The organism is Nonomuraea sp. NPDC050202 (assembly GCF_040656115.1).
In the GTDB taxonomy this organism is placed as follows: Bacteria; Actinomycetota; Actinomycetes; order Streptosporangiales; family Streptosporangiaceae; genus Nonomuraea.
In genome coordinates, this window is sequence record NZ_JBFALF010000031.1 from 41,222 (window position 1) to 58,366 (window position 17,145).

The 17,145-nt window shown below is 70.7% G+C and carries 12 protein-coding genes; 1 reads left to right on the forward strand and 11 read right to left on the reverse strand.

Annotated features, from left to right (window positions below; all coding sequences use genetic code 11):
• Positions 1-124: 124 nt before the first annotated feature.
• A complete protein-coding gene (locus AB0I79_RS47320; protein WP_357888273.1) occupies positions 125-3,604 on the forward strand; it encodes an NB-ARC domain-containing protein in 3,480 nt (1,159 codons plus the stop codon).
• A 163-nt stretch (positions 3,605-3,767) separates the two neighbouring features.
• On the opposite strand, the gene AB0I79_RS47325 is transcribed toward AB0I79_RS47320, so the two are convergent.
• The 11 genes from AB0I79_RS47325 to AB0I79_RS47375 all read right to left on the reverse strand — a co-directional run bounded on the left by AB0I79_RS47325 (position 3,768) and on the right by AB0I79_RS47375 (position 16,766).
• Complete coding sequence (locus tag AB0I79_RS47325; protein ID WP_357888276.1) at positions 3,768-4,295, reverse strand: hypothetical protein; 528 nt, start codon at positions 4,293-4,295, stop codon at positions 3,768-3,770.
• A gap of 11 nt (positions 4,296-4,306) precedes the next feature.
• A complete protein-coding gene (locus AB0I79_RS47330) occupies positions 4,307-6,034 on the reverse strand; it encodes a TraM recognition domain-containing protein (protein ID WP_357888279.1) in 1,728 nt (575 codons plus the stop codon).
• Between the two features lie 40 nt (positions 6,035-6,074).
• A complete protein-coding gene (locus tag AB0I79_RS47335; protein WP_357888282.1) occupies positions 6,075-6,785 on the reverse strand; it encodes a hypothetical protein in 711 nt (236 codons plus the stop codon).
• Positions 6,786-6,844: 59 nt separating this feature from the next.
• The gene (locus tag AB0I79_RS47340) at positions 6,845-8,602 is read right to left on the reverse strand and encodes a hypothetical protein (protein WP_357888285.1); all 1,758 of its coding nucleotides are present in this window, start codon (positions 8,600-8,602) and stop codon (positions 6,845-6,847) included.
• Positions 8,603-8,617: 15 nt separating this feature from the next.
• The gene (locus AB0I79_RS47345) at positions 8,618-10,384 is read right to left on the reverse strand and encodes a hypothetical protein (protein ID WP_357888288.1); all 1,767 of its coding nucleotides are present in this window, start codon (positions 10,382-10,384) and stop codon (positions 8,618-8,620) included.
• A 99-nt stretch (positions 10,385-10,483) separates the two neighbouring features.
• Positions 10,484-11,167, reverse strand: a complete 684-nt coding sequence (locus AB0I79_RS47350; protein ID WP_357888291.1) for an isochorismatase family protein — start codon at positions 11,165-11,167, stop codon at positions 10,484-10,486.
• A gap of 73 nt (positions 11,168-11,240) precedes the next feature.
• Positions 11,241-12,401, reverse strand: a complete 1,161-nt coding sequence (locus AB0I79_RS47355; RefSeq protein WP_357888437.1) for an isochorismate synthase — start codon at positions 12,399-12,401, stop codon at positions 11,241-11,243.
• A gap of 63 nt (positions 12,402-12,464) precedes the next feature.
• On the reverse strand, positions 12,465-13,214 hold the full coding sequence (locus AB0I79_RS47360) for a 2,3-dihydro-2,3-dihydroxybenzoate dehydrogenase (protein ID WP_357888440.1): 750 nt from the start codon (positions 13,212-13,214) through the stop codon (positions 12,465-12,467).
• Positions 13,215-13,306: 92 nt separating this feature from the next.
• Positions 13,307-14,941 (reverse strand): thiamine pyrophosphate-binding protein, encoded by a 1,635-nt coding sequence (locus AB0I79_RS47365; RefSeq protein ID WP_357888294.1) that lies wholly within the window; start codon positions 14,939-14,941, stop codon positions 13,307-13,309.
• Positions 14,938-15,210, reverse strand: coding sequence for a hypothetical protein (locus AB0I79_RS47370; protein ID WP_357888296.1), 273 nt, complete (start codon positions 15,208-15,210; stop codon positions 14,938-14,940). The genes AB0I79_RS47365 and AB0I79_RS47370 overlap by 4 nt, the downstream gene beginning before the upstream one ends.
• Positions 15,207-16,766, reverse strand: coding sequence for an MFS transporter (locus AB0I79_RS47375; RefSeq protein WP_357888299.1), 1,560 nt, complete (start codon positions 16,764-16,766; stop codon positions 15,207-15,209). The genes AB0I79_RS47370 and AB0I79_RS47375 overlap by 4 nt, the downstream gene beginning before the upstream one ends.
• Positions 16,767-17,145: the final 379 nt, after the last annotated feature.

The window sequence follows — 17,145 nt, forward strand, 5'->3', positions numbered from 1 at the left end:
GCCGCGTCACCGGCCGACTCGGCCCGCCGGTTCATCCCACATCGTGGGGTCAGGTGACCAATTGGTGCGTTCCAGAGGAAGGCTCTCAGGCTCCTTACTGGTCCTGGCTAGTCTCCTGGGGATCTTGATTGGCCTGCCGGTGAATGTTGTGAGCAATTACCTCCCAGACACGGTGGTGAGCCACAAGGCGGCTTGGGTAGCGGGTCTCGTATTGCTGTCCTTGGTGGTCGGGTCGCTCACGTGGGCCATTCCGCGGTTGCAGGAACGTCGCCGGCCTCACGTCCTGTTCAGCGTGCCGTCCACTGACTTTTGGATTGACCGGGCTGAACTCGCAATGACGATCAGGGTGCTGATCGGCAGGCGGGGCCGATTCTCATCGCTGGCCGGTTCTGTCAGGGAGAAGCGCAATTATGTGTTCCCTCCCTTAGATCGCCATGGCGCCATCAACTCATGGGGCAATCCACCGCCTCCCAATGGCGTTGCGAACGATGTCCGCGTGGTTGGCATTGTCGGCCATGGAGGGGCAGGGAAAACCAGCCTGGCGGCCGCAGTCTGCTCCCGGCCAGAAGTACGCCGCCATTTCGCGGGTGGGATGATCTGGATCACGCTGGGCCGCGACAAAGACATCCAGGGCCTGGTGGAGCGGCTCAATGACGCCGTGGCCGCGTTGACCGGAGAACGTCCGGCCGCCTCCGACCCTGAACAGGCAAGTCAGCATCTCAAGCGAGCGCTGGCGGCGCAGAAGAGAACGCTGCTGATCATCGATGATGTGTGGAATGACCGAGAGCTCGAGCTATTTCTGCCCAATGAGCCCACATACCATCTGCTGTTCACGACCCGAACGCATGCTCTCCTGCCGACCTCCGCCACATCCGTGAGCCTGGACCACCTGCCTGATGATACGGCTTCGAGCATTCTAGGCAGCAATCTCCCGATATTACCGCGAAGCGCTGAAGCCGAACTGCTCGACGCCACGGGCCGTCTGCCTTTGTTGCTAAGCCTGGTAAACCGACGGCTACGGGAGGAACTGGCGCGGGGAAGCGACATCAGCGTCGCAGCAGACCAGGCCATCGGACAACTCAGAGAAAGGGGCCCTGCCGCTCTCGATGTGCAATCACGGTCGAAGCGTGAAAAACTGGTCGCTGACACAATTGAGTACAGCCTTGAGAGGCTCGCACCGGACGAGCGGCAGAGATTCCTGGAGCTGTCAATCTTCCCCGAAGACACCGGCATACCCGTCAGCGTAGTCGAACTGCTCTGGGCAAGGACTGGCGCTCTCATGGCTACGGACGTGGCCCGGCTCTGCGAACGTCTGGAGGAACTATCGCTCCTCACCAGGAAGTGGAGCAATAGCCTGCTGCTGCTGAGACTCCATTCAATCATTCGAAGATACGCACGAATGGCGCTCACGGAGCGTAGAGTCGCACATTGTAGCACCCTGCTCCTCAAAGCGATCCAAATACCCTCCGAGGGTATACCCAAGAACCGTCTGTGGTGGAAGCCGCTGGTCGGGGTCGACTATTTTTCGGACAATCTCGTATATCACCTCGTGGAAGCTCACGCAACCCGGAGCTTGGAACTGGTCATTGGCGACCTGGCGTGGCTCAGCGACAGAATTGTGCGGGGCGGAGTCTACGCCGCCGAGAAGGATCTGGCACAGACGCGGATGGCGCTCGCCGAAAAGCTCGGCAGCACACTCTTACAAAACGCCCATCTCTTCGATCCGGCGGATTCTGCCGACATCGTGGCAGGCACATTGCTGACGCGCGTGCATGACATTCCTGAGTTCCTCGACAGAGTCAACGAGTCCACTTGGCATCTCAAGCCGCAGTGGCCGTTCCCGGATGAGGCCGCCGACCCTTTGATGGTCAAGCGGGGCCATCGCTCCAGCGTGGCCGAGATCGCCGTCGCGCCGGGAGGCGTGTGGTTCGTGTCAGCGGGTCTCGACGGAGTGCTTAACAAATACGAGGCCGACGGACGTAGACAATGGACGCTGTTGCAGCAGAAGGCCGGGATGACATCGGTGGCCATCGCACCCACGGGCGACCGCATCGTGGCCGGCGACGCCAAGGGCAGCGTCCACGTGATGTCAGCAGACGGAAGCGGCCAAGTATCTCTGCGTGCTCATCAAGAGCGGGTGAACTCCGTCGCCATATCGCATGACGGCTGCTGGTTTGTATCCGCCGGCAGTGATGGAAGCATCCTGTTGTGGGAAATTGATGGGGCACGACGAGGACGTCTACACGCTAGAGACGGCGAAGTGCAGGCAGTTGCCATTCCGGCCAAGGGACCCTGGCTGGTTTCAGCGGACTCCGACGGTGCGGTGCGGTTATGGGAGGAGAACGGAGGTATCAGCCGAGTGCTCTTTAGCCGTTCGCGACGCTTGTTCGACTTGACGGTATCGCCAGACGGCAGTTGGCTTGCCGCGACGGGGGACATGGGTCTGGTTCAACTTTGGGGAACCGACGGCACAGAGCGCGCCGTCTTGCGTGGGCATCGCGGCACGGTCCGTTCGGTGGCCATAGCTCCCGACGGTAGCTGGCTAGCCTCGGGCGGATTGGATGGGTCTCTTCGGCTGTGGACCCCAGATGCGACGAAGAAACGCGTCGTCGACTACCGCTGCGGTGGGGTGTCAACGGTGGCGATCGAGCCTCACGGCGCCTGGCTGGCGTCAGGAGGGCTGGACGGCAGCATACGCGCCTGGGCGTCGAAGACCCTATGGCAGGCGGGCTCTGCGAGCCGTGGCGTGGACATCAGGTCGGTCGCCGTTTCACCTGATGGCGGCTGGCTCGCATCCGCCTGCAGCGACGGGTCCGTCCGTCTGTGGGAGGCGAATGGAGCTCCGGGAGAAGTACTTAACCAGCACGATCGCTGGGTCAGCCAGGTGGCGATAGCCCGAGACGGGTTGTGGTTCGCCTCCGCCAGTTGGGACGGGAAGGTTTGCATCTGGAGTCCGGACGGTTCGCCGAGCGGGACGCTACCTGGCCACCCCGGCGGTGCTACGGCGGTGGCGATCGCACCTGACAGTTCGTGGCTGGCGGCGGGGGCATGGGACGGCTCGCTGTACATCTGGGACATGGCGTTCAGAGAGCTGCGTCAGGTGCTGTCCGGCAGTCTGCTCTGGGTGAGCTCCATCGCGATCGCCCCCGATGGCACCTGGTGGGCCACGGCTGCGGAGGACGGAAAACTACTTCTTTGGAACGCCGATGGCACGTCTCGGGGCCAGTTCTACGGACACAGAAGCGCCATTCGGTCGGTGGCGATCGCTCCCGATGGTCAGTGGTTTGCATCTGCCGATATAAGTGGCGAAGTGCGCTTATGGGACGCCGAGGGCGACCTCCGATGTGTTCTCGACAGGGATGGCTTGCCCATCGCGAGCGTAGCGATCTCCTTCGACGGCTCCATGCTCGCGGTGACGTACTCCGACGGTCTGATTCGTGTTTGGGACGCGCGCCAGGCGGTCAGTCTGACGGCGGCGAGGTTACCGGGACCGCTACGCTCGTGCGCCTGGTTTCCCAATAGCAACAGTCTGTGCGTGAGCGGCGCGAAGGGCCTGTACAGGTTTGCGGCCATGGGCCCGGCCCCATCGGCTCAGGTGTACTGACTATGGGGTTGGTGACAGGAGAACGGGAACTGCAGTTGGAGCCCTGCGCCTGCCGCCTATTCCATCCATGCTGGTCAAGCGGCATATGAGTATTCATGGAGGGCGCTGCCGAGGTCTCGTCGGTGTATGTCCAAACATCGCAATGCTTTGACTGTGAAGAATGTCAGAGCCAGCGCAGCTCGTCCTGGACGGCTGCGAGCGTTGCGGTGTCGTCTCGTCGGGGGCCATCGGGCTGGTGGGTCTGGCCGCAGGGGCGCAGTCTGATCTCGATTCTGTCGAGGGCGTTGGGCAGCCACCGGTCGAGGTATTCGGCGGCGTCACTTGCGGTTGCGCCTTCCCAGAGGTAGGCGGTCTTCCAGGTGCAGTAGAGCATGGAGATCTCTTCGATGACGTCCCAGTGGCGGGGCCAGCAGGGCTGGATGGCCCGTTGGGCGGCCGGCCATCCGAAGAGCACTTGGGTCAGCCAGTCGCCGAGTTCGCCAAGCCGGTCGGCTTTGCGCGGGTGCGGCATCTTGGGCCAGCACCAAGGGCGGGGCGGTGGCTCGAGCTGGGGCGTTGCGCTTGGTGTTGTGCTGGTGGTCGTGGTCAGGCTCGTGACGATGCGGGACAGTTGCTCAAGGTCGGCGGCGAGGGCGGCGATGGTCTCGGCCGGGTCGTCTGGGTCAGTAGAGCTGGCGTCGGCTTCGCTCATGGCAGGTCAGCTCAGCGGCGTTTGATATGCCATGGCCGGGAGGAGCGTGCCTGTCTGGTCGGCGGCGGCATGCTGGAGGAGCCGCTCACGGGTGATTCGTGTGGGGCGGGTGTCTGCTTCGCGGTTGCGGCCGGTGGTGTGGGGTTGAGGCGGGGGAAGGGGATGGTGCCGTCTTGGGTTTTCCAGCGTTTGTAGTCGGCGCGTTTCCAGACCTGTTCAGCTCGGACGATGGTGGGTGTGGCGTTGCGGCGGACGACCAGGGCGCGCCAGGTGGGTAGCCGGCGGGCCTGGTCGGCCGGTAGGACGGGGACGGTTTCCCAGCGGCGGGTGTAGTGGGGCTTGCCGGAGCTGTCGATGGATTTTTCGCGGTAGGGCAGGGTGATGTCGCCGCAGAGGTCGGACATGACTTTCAGGTCGTAGGGGTCGGAGGTGGCGCCGAACAGCATTTTGGCTTTGCAGTTGTTCCAGATGGTTTTGGCGCCGTGTTCGGTCCAGCGGTGCTGGAATTGCGACCAGGATTGGCCGGCGATGATGAAGATGAAGCCGGAGCCTGCTGCGGTGGCGATCCATCCGGGCAGTTGGGGGATGGGGCAGATTTCGGGGGCCTCGTCGAGGAGGAAGGTGACGGGCGGGTCGGTGCGCCGGTTGGGTTGTGGGGTGGCGAGCATGCGGGCTTGGTGGTGGATTTCGGAGACCAGGGTGGCGAACAGGATGGGGGTGGCGGGGTTGGTGCTGTCTCCGGAGATGAGGTAGAGGGTGCCGCGGCGGCGGAGGAACGCTTCGAGGTCGAGGCCTTGGCCGGGTGGTGGGCAGAGTATGTGGGCGATGGCGGGGTCGTCCATGCAGCGCAGGACTTGGCGCAGGGTGAGGTAGATGGAGTCGCGGGTGCGGACGTGGAGGTTGTGGTAGCGGCGGACCAGGGCGGCGGCGCGTTTGGTGTTGTGGCCGGGGCGGGGCCGGGTGAGGATCTTCAGGGGGGTGGGGTCTTCGTTCAGGGTCCAGGCGTCGACGTGTTCCAGGGTGAGGTTTTCCAGGTCTGCGGCGTACAGGAGGGCGGCCAGGGTCATGGCGGCTTGGTTGGTCCAGAAGGCTTGGTCGGTCAGGCCGCCGGTTTCGGTGGCGGCGACCATGGTGGCGGCTCGGCGCAGGGCGGTGGCTTGTTCGTGGCAGCCGTGGACGGGTGACCAGCGGACGGTGGAGGCCCAGGTGCCGAAGCGTTCGGGGTTGAACAGTTCGACGTTGCCGCGCAGGCCGGCGGTGTGTTCGACGATGTCGTCGCGGACGCTGGTGACGATGGCGGCGCCGGGGGCGTCGATGATCCAGCCTGCCAGGTGGGCGGTTTTGCCTTCCTTGTGTGGGGCTAGGCACAGGATGTGGTCTTCGAGGGTGGCGTAGGTACGCCAGCGGATGATCCATCCTTGGGCCCAGCCGAGGAACAGGGCGATTTCGTTGCGGCGGACGACGTGCCGCGCCCACCAGCCGCGCAGGCAGGGGCGGGCGCGGCGGGCGACCTTGCGGGCGGCGGGCAGCCCGTAGTGGAGGTAGAGCTCGAGTCTGCGGGCGAAGCCGCGTCCGGGGTACAGGCGCCACCGCAGGCGCCACCACAGGGCCAGGCCGCTGCGGCGGCGGGGGTTGCGGAGCCGGTCCACGACCAGGGCGAGGAGTACGAGGGCCAGCAGGGCGGCGGCGGTGGCCAAGGGCCATGACGTGAGGGCGGCCGCGAGGAGCAACTTGGTCATCGGGTGGTCCTGGTGGGGGGTGAGGGCGGGCGGCATCGGGTCAGCCGGTGGGCGGGTCGTCGTGGCAGTCGTCCCAGGTCAGGCAGGCGAGCGTGGGTGCTGTGGGCGTTGCGGGGCGGGGTGGTTCTTCGGGGCCGCTGTCGGCTCGGGCGCGGGTGGGGCGGAGGGTGAGGGTCACGGTGGTGGTGATGGCGGGGTGTGGGTCTGGGGAGGGGCGGGGCGTTGTCTTCTTCGGTCGTGGCGCGGGGGTCCGGGTCGGTTCGGCTCTTGGGGTGGGTGAGGTGCCGCGGGGTGAGGTTGGGTGAGGGGTGAGGGTGCGGCGGGCGGTCGGTGTGTCGCTCGACGGCGCCGGCGGGGCGGCGGAGGAGGGTGGCGGCGGCGCGCTTGCTTGCGGAGGGGCCGTGGTGGGCAGGGCGAGCCAGATGCCGAGGCCGGCGCTGGCGACGAGCACGGCGATCGGGGTGATGATCCGCCAGCGGGAGCGGGCCGGTTGTGGGCCGTACCAGTCGTCCTCCATGGCGGCGGCCGGCGGGGCGGCGGGGATGGGGTTGTGCAGGGCACGGCCGCGGATGGGCGAGGGTGGCGGGGGCATGTCCTCGTCCGCCGGGGCGTTGTTCGGGGCTGGTGGCGGGCCGGGTTCGAGGTCGGTTTCGATGGGGTAGCCGCCGTCGGCGGCGTCGGTGAAGGCCCGTGGCGCTTCGGATTCGGGGTCGGGGTCGGGGTTGGGGAAGAGCCGGTCGTGGGGTCGCATCCGAGGGTTGTGGCCTCTCCACGGGCTGGGTGCGGGGGCATGCCCGTTCGGGGCGGTGGTCACAGGAGGATGAAGACTTCGCTCACTGCCTTGGCGAGTTCGGCGAGGTCGGCGGTGATGCTGCGTTCGGTGGAGGCCGGGTTGACGATGACGGCCAGGCGTCCGCGCAGGCGCTGGCTGGTCAGGGCGGTCCACAGCGCGTTGGGGGCGAGGCCTGCGTCGAGGAGCCGGTAGGTCTGGTTGCCGTCGACGGCCTTGTGCCCCCACAGGGTGATGGTGGGCACGCCGAGGGCGATGGCGGTGCCGATGCGGGCGTCGACTTGGCTGGTGGCGGTGGCCTTGTCCCAGGGTGAGGTGTCGCCGGTGTGGGCGAGGCCGTATTCGCGGGCGCCGATCTGGGCCAGGGTGTCCCATTCCAGCGCTCTGATGCTCATCCATTGGGTGCGGGCGGCCAGGGCGGGGGTGATCGGGGTGGGCTTGCCGGTTTTCGGGTCGGGCACCTGGTGTTGGCGGTAGGTGCGGCCGAACAGGCCGGTGGCGATGTCGACGCGGTCGGCGGCTCTGGTCTTGAGGTAGCGGGTGATGTTCTCCTTGGTGGCCAGCGGGGCTTTGGCGCGCATGGCCTGGATGCATCCTTGGGAGGATCCGCAGCCGAGTTCGGGGACCACGACGCCGATGCTGAGGCGTTTGCCGGGCAGGGCGGCCCGCAGGGCGCCGCTGGCGCGGATGAGGAACTGGGTGACGTCTTCTGCGCTGGTGAAGCCGGTGTAGCCGAGGTTGTCGGCGAATTTGACGCCGACCACGCCTGGTCGTTCGGCGGCGGTGATGAGGGCCTGCAGCGCTGTGGTGAACGGGGTGTCGCCGGCGGCGTAGTCGTCGGCGAGGTCGGTCTCCAGCCAGACGCGCGGCCGTGGTCGTGCGGCGGCCGCGGCCTCGATGGCCTGCGCGGTGATGCTGTCGGCAGTGGTTGCTGTGGTGGTTGGCTCAGTGGTGGGCGTGGCGGGCGTGCCGGGGGGTGCGGTGGTGGGGGTGATGGTGGGTGGCTGGCTTGTCGCTGTCACAACCGCGCTGGTGGGGGTGGGCGCGACGGTGGGTGCTGGGGTGGCGGGGTTGCCGTCGGGTGGAGGTTCGCTCTGCGCGGCGGGGCCGGTCAGGGCGGCGTTGACCGAGTTGCTGGCCGATGCGGTGGGCGCCTGATTGGGTGGGGCGGGAACTACGGCGGTGGCGTCGATCGTCCGGGCCGGGGTGTGGGACGGCGCGGTCGAGGGCGTCGCGGCAGTGGGCGTCGCGGTCGAGGATGGGGCGGTCGATGGCGGCGTGGATCGCACGACCCACTTGCCGTTGACGTACCCCTCGTAGGTGACCTTGCGGGTGACTTGGTTGGTGCACCGGTACCGTCCGATGCGCTGCTGCTTGCAAAGTGTCTGGCCGCCTTTGCAGGTGCCGGTCTTGGCCAGGTCGCTCTTTTGGTTGCAGCGGATGAACTCCAGCGGCAGGGGCTGGGCGCGTTCGAGGTTGACGCCGTCCTCGGCCAGCCAGAACTCGGCCACCGCGGCGGCGTCCTGGGGCGGGTTCAGCCAGCGGCAGACGACGTCGCTGGGGGTGTCGGCGGGCAGCATGTCGCGGCAGGAGTCGCCTCGCTGGACGTCGACCGGCTGCTCGGAGGGCGGGGAGGTTCCCGCTCCGGGCCCGGTGCCGGGCACCAGGCCGGGCTCGGCGACGGCCACCACCGGCAAGAGCAGCGTCAGGGTGATGACGATGCCGGCGGCGGCGAAGCGTCTCTCCCGCTGGGTGATGCTGGCGAGGAATCGTGTCACGTCCTTCTCCAGGGGTCAGCTGTTGCGGCAGTGGGACCAGTAGCCCTGCCGGTCGCCTCCGTGGGTGATCGATCCGGTGGGGATCCACTCGCCCTTGTCGGCCTCGACGGTCCAGGTGACGGTGAGCGTCAGGGTGCCGCCGCCGGTGACGGTGCCTGCGGTGGTGCGGCCGTCGCCGGTGGCGGTGCCGGTCCAGGTGATGGTGACGGTGGCGGATTCGGTGGTGGCGGCGCAGCCGGGCCGGGAGGCGGGGGCCGTGACGGTGACGCGGGTGCCGGTGATGGTGACGCCGTTCGATCCGACGGCGGAGGCGACGCTGCAGGTGCCGGTGGTGCAGTGCAGCGTGAAGGAGCCGGTTCGGCCGCTGCCCAGGGCCAGCGACGACGGTGACAGGCTCGCGGTGGGGGGCGGTGGCTTGGGCAGTTTCCGTGCGGTGGTGGCGGAGGCGATGGGCTGCCGGGTGGGCCGGGGCGGGTCCTGGGGTCCGGCCGGCCGGGACGGTCTGGCCTGGGGGGCCTCGTGTGCGGCCTTGGTGGGCTGCCCGGCGGGGCTGGGCGTGCGCGTGGCGGGGGATCTGGTGGGCGCGTGGGTCGGCCGGCGGGCCGCAGGGCTGCCGGTGGGCGGGCGGGTGGACTGGCTGGGCGGCGGGCCGGTGGGGGGCTCTTCCGGCAGCAGGATGGTCGGCGGGGGCTGGCTGGGCGGCGGGGTGAGGGTGGAAGGGGCGGCGGCCGGGGCCATGGTCGCCGGCGCGCTCTGATCGGGTTGTAGCGCTGACCAGAGCGCTCCGGCCGCGAGCACGGCCGCGACTGCGGCGGCGATGAGGCCGCCGACCCGCAGTGCGGGCAGCAGTGGCCGCAGCGACAGGCGCGCCTCGGGATCGGCTTCGTCGGCGCGCGGTGTCCAGAACTCCTGGCTGTGGTGGCGGGGCTGCTCCCAGGCGCGGAACTCCGGCGCCCGGTCGGGCGCCGGGCTGGGGCTGGCAGGTCGGAGGGCCCGGCGGGGGGTGGTGTCGAGGGATGCGCCGCGAACGGTGGCCAGCGCGTCCTGCAGAGTGAGGGTCTGCTCGGGGAATCCGTCGACGCGCCAGGTGGTGGCGGCGGGCAGGGGCTGTGCGGAGGCCAGGCGTGCGGCCAAGGTGGCGGGCGCGGCCGCGATCGGCAGCTGGGCGAGCAGGCCGGCGGCGGTGGCAGTCGGCGGCGCGGCGCGGCAGCGCGCGCAGCCGGCAACGTGGCGGGCGGTCCAGGCGCGGTGGCGGGCGGTGCCGGGGGTGGCCAGCAGGTCGGTCAGCGCCATGCAGCCGTCCCCGGCGCGGGCTGCGTCCACGGCGGCGATCAGCTGCTCCAGGTGGGCGGCTGCCGCGTCGATCAGGTGCTCGATCTCCACCGCGCCGGCGTCGTAGATGAGGGCGATCTGCGTGGGGGTCAGTCCGTGCCGCAACGCCAGGTCCAGCACCTCCTGGTGCGCGGGGTCCAGCGCGGCCAGCGCCGTGACCAGCGCCGGGTCGGCGGTACTGCCCGGACGCGTCCAGGCGTCGGTGCCGGCGGCGATGCCACCGCGTCGGGTGCGGTGCGCGTGGGCCAGGGCATACAGCCAAGCGCGCTGGTGGCCGGGCTCGCGTAGCCGGTCGGCGTAGAGGTGGCCGCTCAGCAGGGCGCCCCGCGCCGCCCGTTCGGCGTCGGCGGGCGGCAGCCGCATGCCGCAGTAGTCGAACAAGGCTGCGCCGTAGAGGTGGCACAGCTGCTGCAGCTCGGCGTGGACGTCGTCGTCGCGGGGGTGCTGCATGACGGGCGGCTCCTCCAGGAGACGGGGTCGGCGCGCCGCACCCCTGGGGTGCCGGTGGGTGCCTCCGGCCGGGGGCGCGGCGCGCCGGGTCTGAGGTGGTCAGCGCGCGAGGGCCGGCTGGCCGGTTCGGGTCAGCGCGGCGCGGACGTGCTCGGTGGAGCGCACCGCGCCGCAGCGCTGGCCGATGTAGCGCAGGGCTGTTGCGTGGTGGTCGGCGGAGAAGTCGGCGACCGCGTCGGCGACGACGAACGCCTGGATGTCGTGCATGAACGCGTCCAGCGTGGTGGCCAGGACGCCGATGTGGGCGTACACGCCGACGATGATGAGCTGGTCGCGGCCCAGCTCGGTCAGTGTCTCGTCCAGCAGGGTGCCGAAGAAGGCGCTGTAGCGGCGCTTGGTCAGGCGCACGTCGCCGGGCCGGGGCGCTAGAGCGTCCGGGACGCCGGTGTCGCTCGGGTCGGGGCCGGGCCCGGTGCCCCACAGGTCGGCCAGCAGGCCGCGGTCGTCGAGGTGCTGGCCGCCCGGCTGCAGGCTGTACAGGATCGGGATGCCGAGCTCGGTGCACCGCTCGCGCAGCGCGAGGATGTTGGCCATCAGGTCGGCCAGTGGTGCTTGGTCGGCGGCGAACGGGCGCAGGAAGTAGTGCTGCATGTCGTGGATGAGCAGCGCGGCGCGGCTGCGGTCGAGCTGCCAGCCGGCGCTGGCTCCGCCGAGGTCGGCGGTCAGGGTGGAGGTGTCGGAGGGCGGCATGTCGTAGGCGGGCAGCGCGGTGGGCAGCGACATCACGGGGTTCCTTCGGTTGTGGGGGCGAACCGGCGGCGGGCCGGTCGGGGAGCAGGGAAGGGGGCTGGAGGGGTTATCGGGCGGGGCGGACATCGAGGGCGTCGAGCATGATGCCGAACTTGGCGTTCGTTTCGGCCAGCTCGGCGGCCGGGTCGGAGTCGGCCACGATGCCGGCGCCCGCGTACAGGCGCAGCCGCCGGTCGCCGTCGAGCACGGCGCAGCGCAGTGCGAGGGCCCATTCGCCGTCGCCGGTGGCGTCCGTCCAGCCGACGAGGCCGCAGTAGTAGCCGCGTTCGACGCCGCCGCCTCCTTCCAGTTCGCTGATGAGTGCCAGCGCGGGCTTGGTCGGTGTGCCGGCGATGGCGGGGGTGGGGTGCAGCGCGGCGGCCAGGGCGAGGCTGGAGGGTGCCGGGTCGGCGAGCGTGCCGGTGATCAGCGTGGACAGGTGCCACAGGGTGGGGGTGGCCAGGGGGGTGGGTTCGGCGGGCACGTGCAGGTCCCGGCAGAAAGGGTCCAGCGCGCGGGCCACCTCCTCGACGACCAGGCGGTGCTCGTGCCGGTCCTTGGCCGAGGCCAGCAGTTCCTGGGCGGCTTGCCGGTCGGCGGCCGGGCCGGCGCCGCGGGGGGTGGATCCGGCCAGCGGGTTGGCCACGATCATGCTGATGCCGTCCCGGGTGCGGCGGGAGATGAGCAGTTCGGGGCTAGCGCCGATGAGGGTGCGGCGGGTGCCGATCGGGACCGCGAAGGTGTAGCCGTGGCCGCCGAGGTGGCGCAGCAGGCCGGGCACGCTGAGGCGGCGGGCGCTGGTGACGGCGAGCGCGCGGGACAGCACCGCCTTGTCCAGCTCGCCGGCGGCGATGCGGTCGATGGCGCGCCGCACGGCCTTGACGTAGTCCTCTTCGCTCGGCACGGCGGTGATGGTCACCGGGTTGACGCCGCAGCGGAAGTGGTGCTGGCGCGGCAGGGGCCCGGCGCGGGTGACGGTGTCACACAGGGTGAGGCGGCAGGCCAGGCCGTCGAAGCTGACGGCGCCGACGGCCAGGCACCCGGTGGGGCGGCGGGCCAGCAGGGCGGCCAGCGCGTCAGGCAGATAGTCCAGGCCGACGCCGGTGAGCGGTTCACCGTTGTGCGCGAGCAGCGTGGCGGTGGGGCCGGCGAACAGGGTGTCTCCGGGGCGGTAGTCGCGGATCGCCGGTGCGACGTACTCGGCGAGGGCGGGCGCCTTGGGGGGCATCAGCACGAGCGGGTTCTCCTTCGATATGAGGTGCCGAAGACGCGGGGTGAGGAGGGTCGGCGGTCAGTCGGCGAGGCTGGCGCCGCCGTCCAGGTGCAGGGTCTGCATGGTGATGTGGCGGGCGTGCTCCGACAGCAGGAACAGCGCCGCGGCGGCGATGTCGGCCGGGGTGGCGATGCGGCGCAGCGGGATGCCGAGGCGGAATTGTTCCGGCACGCCGGCGATGGCGCTGGCCGGGTCGTGCCCGGCCTGGCGGAGCATGGGCGTGTCGGTGGAGCCGGGCGCGATGACGTTGCATCGGATGCCGAAGCCGGCCAGTTCCAGGCCGAGACAGCGGGTGAACATGGTCGCGGCGGCCTTGGACGCGGCGTAGGCGGCCAGGCCCAGGCGGGGCACGCTGGCGGCGTTGGAGGTGATGGTGACGATCGCCCCCTGCCGGTGGGGGATCATCTGGCGGGCCACTGCCCGGCACATGTGGAAGACGCCGTCGACGTTGACGGAGAAGAGCTGGTGCCAGTCGGCGTCGCCGAAGTCGGTGACCGGGCCACGGTGCAGCACTCCGGCCACGTTGACCAGCAGCCGCGGCGGCCCGTGCTCGGCTGCGGCGGCGGCCAGCACGGCGTTCACGGCGACAGGGTCGGTGACGTCCAGGCGGTGGGCGCTGGCCGTGTGCCCGGCCGCACTCAGCTCGGCGGCCAACTGGTGTGCTCGCTCGCCGTCGTGGTCGAGCGCGACCACGGCGGCCCCGGCACGGGCCAGCGCGGTGGTGATGGCCGCGCCGATGCCGCCGGCTGCCCCGGTCACCAGCGCCATCTGACCGTCCAGCCCCCATCCGGCGGTGTATGGTGCCGACGAGGTCCGGTCGGCCTCGGCTGCCGGGGATGCGGGCGGCACCCTGAGGCCGTTCATGATGTGCCCGCATCGGTGAGCTGATCCGCCCACCACCGGCAGGGGGTGATGTGGGCGTGCAGCAGCAACGGGTATCGCTCCGGCGCCGCCAGCCAGTCCGCCAGCGGCGACAGATCGGCCGCGCGGCGCACGACGATGCTGGGGCAGCCGTGTCCGGCCGCGATCAGCGTCAGGTCGGCTGCCTGTTCGGTCGTGCCCTCGCCCAGGTGCTGTTCCTGGTCCTCGTCATAGACGACGATCAGCAACCGAGCGCGTAGGCGGGCCGCGCTTTCCAGGTCCGCGGCGGTCGTCAGGGCGCTGCCGAGGCCGAGCGTGGTCACGGCCAGCCGGTCCGGTCTGGCCAGCGCCGCGCCGATGCCGCTGGCCAGACCGAGCCGGGAGCCGGCCAGGCGGAAGGCGCCGGCGTCGGGGCTCCGCAGATAACTGAGCGGGTGGCCCATGAGGTGGCCGTGCTCGACGGTCAGGGTCCGCTGGTCGGGCAGGACCGCATCCAGCGCCAGCGTCAGGGTGCGCGGGTCGATCCGGTCGGCGGGCTCCAGCATCGGCTGGTAGCCGATGTCGTGCCAGTGTCCCCGCGTCGCGATCCGATGCCGCACCGCCTGGGTGCGGTAGCCGTCCTGCGCGGGTAAGGCCTGCTGGACGGCGTGGGCGGTGCGCGCGCAGTCGCCGAGCACGCCGACGTCGATGCGCTGGTGCAGGCCCAGCGCGGCAGGGTCGAGGTCGATCTGGGCCAGGCGAGCCTTCGGTGCCATCTGGCCATGCCGGGTCGTCCACGCATCCAGCGAGCACCCCCAGGCCATCACCACGTCCGCGGCGGCCAGGAGTTCGGCCATGTCGGGCGGTGCCAGCACTCCGGCGATGCCGAGACTCCACGGATTGCCGGTGAACAGCCCACAGGCGGCGGCTGAGGTGGCCAGCAGCGCGCCGGCCTGCTCGGCGAGCGCTTCGAGTTCGGCCCGGGCGCGCACGCTGCCACGGCCCGCGAGGAACACCGGACGGCGGGCGCGGCTGAGCAGCTGAGCCAGTTCCTCCACGACGGCGGGGGCGGCCATCGGCGCGGCCAGCAGATCCATCGGGGGCTCGGCGTCGTGCGGCTCACCGGCGCTGCTGTCGGGGACGCTGCCGCAGGCCTGCGTGTCGGGCAGCCGGACGACCACGGGCAGCAGGTGCTCCTCGGCCACGCGCGCCGCCTCTGCCACGACGCTGCCCACCGGCCGCGAGCCGGGCAGGTCGTAGGTCAGCGCGCCGGCGGCGTCGGCAAGCGTCAGATCGGCCAGTACGCGATCGCCGGGATCGGGGCGGGTGGGAGGGGTGAAGACGAGCAGAGGGGTGCGGCTGGTGACCGCGTCCAGGATGCCGGGCAGTGCGACAGCCAGCGCATCGCTCGCCGTCAGCACCAGCACCGCTGGCCGCCTTCCGCTGGCCAGGGTGGAACCGCCGGCCATGGCCACGGCTCCGGCCTCCTGCCGGGCGGCCACCACCCGTACGCGCTGCGGAGTCAGGGCGGCGGCCAGAGCGGCGGTGTCCTCTCCCGCCGTGGTGAACACGTCGGCGATGCCGAGGCTGGCCAACGCGGCGCCGAACGCCGCCGCCGGGAAGGCGGGCTCGCCGTGGACGGAGTGGCTGCTCATCGCGCCGGGTCCTGCCCTGCGGCTGCCGGGGAGGGCGGGTTCAGCGCGGCGATGAGGGCATCCAGGTCGGCGATGCCCTGCCGGGCGTAGGCGATGATGGCGCGCAGCCGCTCCATCGAGCGGATGTCGGTGGTGCGCAGCATCGGCAGGGTATCGAGATGGGCGTCCCAATGTCCGTGCCGCTCGGGTCCGGACGTGCCGGCCACGCGCCGCTGGTAGGGCGGCCGGTGGAGCGATCGTGGCGGCGATGCGGTGTCGGTGATCGTCATGCGAGTCCTCCAGGGGGCGGGACGAGGGGGGCCAGGCTGGATCGGGCAGCCCACATGGGGTTGTGGGAACGGGGGCCGGTCAGGCAGGCCAGTTCGGCCTCGGCCGCGCTGGCGATGGCCTCCAGGCGAGCGCGCTGGCGCAGCAGCGCTGCCCGCAGCTGGTCCGCGTCCACCGGTACGGGGGGCATCGCGTTGGTGGACGCGGACGACGGGAGGGCAGGCGCCGCCGCGGCGGTCCTGGCGGCTCTCGGCCCGGTCCGCAGGCGACGCACCAGGCCGGCCAGCGCCAGCAGCAGGGTCACGGCGGTGACCCCGGCAAGCACGTCGGGGTAGCGGGCGGACAGCTCGCCGGGGTAGCGGCCCAGGTAGGCGAGCGCGACCGCAGGGCCGATCGCTCCGCCGAGCATGCGGGCGGTGGTGAGGGAGCCCACTGCGAGCGCGAACCGGTCGGCGGGTACGCCGGATGTGCCCGCGATGGTCGCGGTCGTGGACAACACACCGAAGCCGCAGCCCAGCAGCGTTAGCCCGGCCGCTGCCGCAGCAGAGGCTGGCGGCACGACGTAGAGGGCCAGCAGCGCCGCCGCACTGAGGTAGCCACCTACGTAGATCGTCCATGAGGTGCCGACGCGACGGGCCAGCTTCCCGGTCAGCATGCTGACCACGGCGACCGCGGCGGACAACGGCACGAGCGCGAGCCCCGCCTGTGTGGGAGACATCCCCGTCTCGCGCAGCAGCAGCGGAGCCACCGCGAGAACTGGGAACGCGGTCAGCCCGTACAGCAGCGAGGTCGCCATGCCCCACCCGAATCCAGGGCTGCGCCACAAGCCGGCGTCGATCGCGCCGGCGGGGTGCCGCCGGGCGTGGACCGCGGCCAGAGCGAAACCGGCCGCCGTCACCGCGGCGGCGGCCGCCGCCGCGGGCGAGGTCCACCCCCACTGGCCGCCCAGGGAGATGAGCAGCACCAGGCCGGTGGTGCCGGCGACAAGCGCGGCCATGCCCGGCAAGTCCAGGCGAGAACGGCGTGACCGGGGCCGTGACCGAGGTACGCCGACGGCCAGGAGGAGCAGTGCGGCGGCGGTGGCGGCCAGTGGCAGGTACAGCGCGCGCCAGCCGTGGCTGTCGAGCATCCAGCCGCCCAGGCCATGCATCAGCAGGCCGCCGCATCCGGTGGCCGCGCTCCACAGCGCGGCAGCGCCGCCGCGCCGGCGCGTCTCGGCAAGGCTGGCCAGGAGCAGCCCCAGTGCCGACGGCAGCATCATGGCCGCGCCCACCCCTTGGGCCGCCCGCCCGGCCAGCAGCACGGGCCAGGAGGGGCCAAATGCCATCGCCGCGGCACCCGCGGAGAACAGGGTCAGGCCCGCGACCAACACGCAGCGCCGGCCGAGCAGGTCTGCCAGCCGCCCTCCGGCGACCAGCAGCCCGGCGATCGCGGCCAGGTTGATTGTGGTGAGCAGGCCCAGATGCGGCAGCGGGACTCGGACGGCGATGGGGTCGCGGCTGAGGACCGGAAGCACCAGCGTGGCCGCCAGGGTATCGGCCATGACCAGAGCGGTCACGGCCGCGCACACCATCTTGGTCAGAAAGCCTGAGGGGCGGCGATGCGAGAGGGCCATCTCAGGCTGGGACGGCGCGGCCACGGTCATCGTGCGCCCGCTCCCGGCCACCGCGGAAAATCTCCGCGCAGACGCTCCTCTGCCGCGCGCGTGCCACGAGGACACATGACCGGTCGCCCCTCAGGGGGCACGACCGCGGGGGCGTGCCACAGTGAAAAGATCACCGCCGCACCGTAATCGCCAGGGGTGTGAGTGGAGTTGCGATCCGGTGTTGACAGGGGTCCATGTTCGGTGAGAACTCGACGAGATTGGTCAATTCCATGGATTCGCCCGACTACGCGAGCGCCATGCGCCGGCAGGCCGCCTTCGGCCCTGGCCAAGC

Bases quoted from the DNA above. Each gene is read 5' to 3' on its own strand.
- AB0I79_RS47325 (WP_357888276.1), bottom strand. From the start codon at position 4,295: ATGAGCGAAGCCGACGCCAGCTCTACTGACCCAGACGACCCGGCCGAG.
- AB0I79_RS47330 (WP_357888279.1), bottom strand. From the start codon at position 6,034: ATGACCAAGTTGCTCCTCGCGGCCGCCCTCACGTCATGGCCCTTGGCC.
- AB0I79_RS47335 (WP_357888282.1), bottom strand. From the start codon at position 6,785: ATGCGACCCCACGACCGGCTCTTCCCCAACCCCGACCCCGACCCCGAA.
- AB0I79_RS47345 (WP_357888288.1), bottom strand. From the start codon at position 10,384: ATGCAGCACCCCCGCGACGACGACGTCCACGCCGAGCTGCAGCAGCTG.
- AB0I79_RS47350 (WP_357888291.1), bottom strand. From the start codon at position 11,167: ATGTCGCTGCCCACCGCGCTGCCCGCCTACGACATGCCGCCCTCCGAC.
- AB0I79_RS47355 (WP_357888437.1), bottom strand. From the start codon at position 12,401: ATGCCCCCCAAGGCGCCCGCCCTCGCCGAGTACGTCGCACCGGCGATC.
- AB0I79_RS47360 (WP_357888440.1), bottom strand. From the start codon at position 13,214: ATGGCGCTGGTGACCGGGGCAGCCGGCGGCATCGGCGCGGCCATCACC.
- AB0I79_RS47365 (WP_357888294.1), bottom strand. From the start codon at position 14,941: ATGAGCAGCCACTCCGTCCACGGCGAGCCCGCCTTCCCGGCGGCGGCG.
- AB0I79_RS47370 (WP_357888296.1), bottom strand. From the start codon at position 15,210: ATGACGATCACCGACACCGCATCGCCGCCACGATCGCTCCACCGGCCG.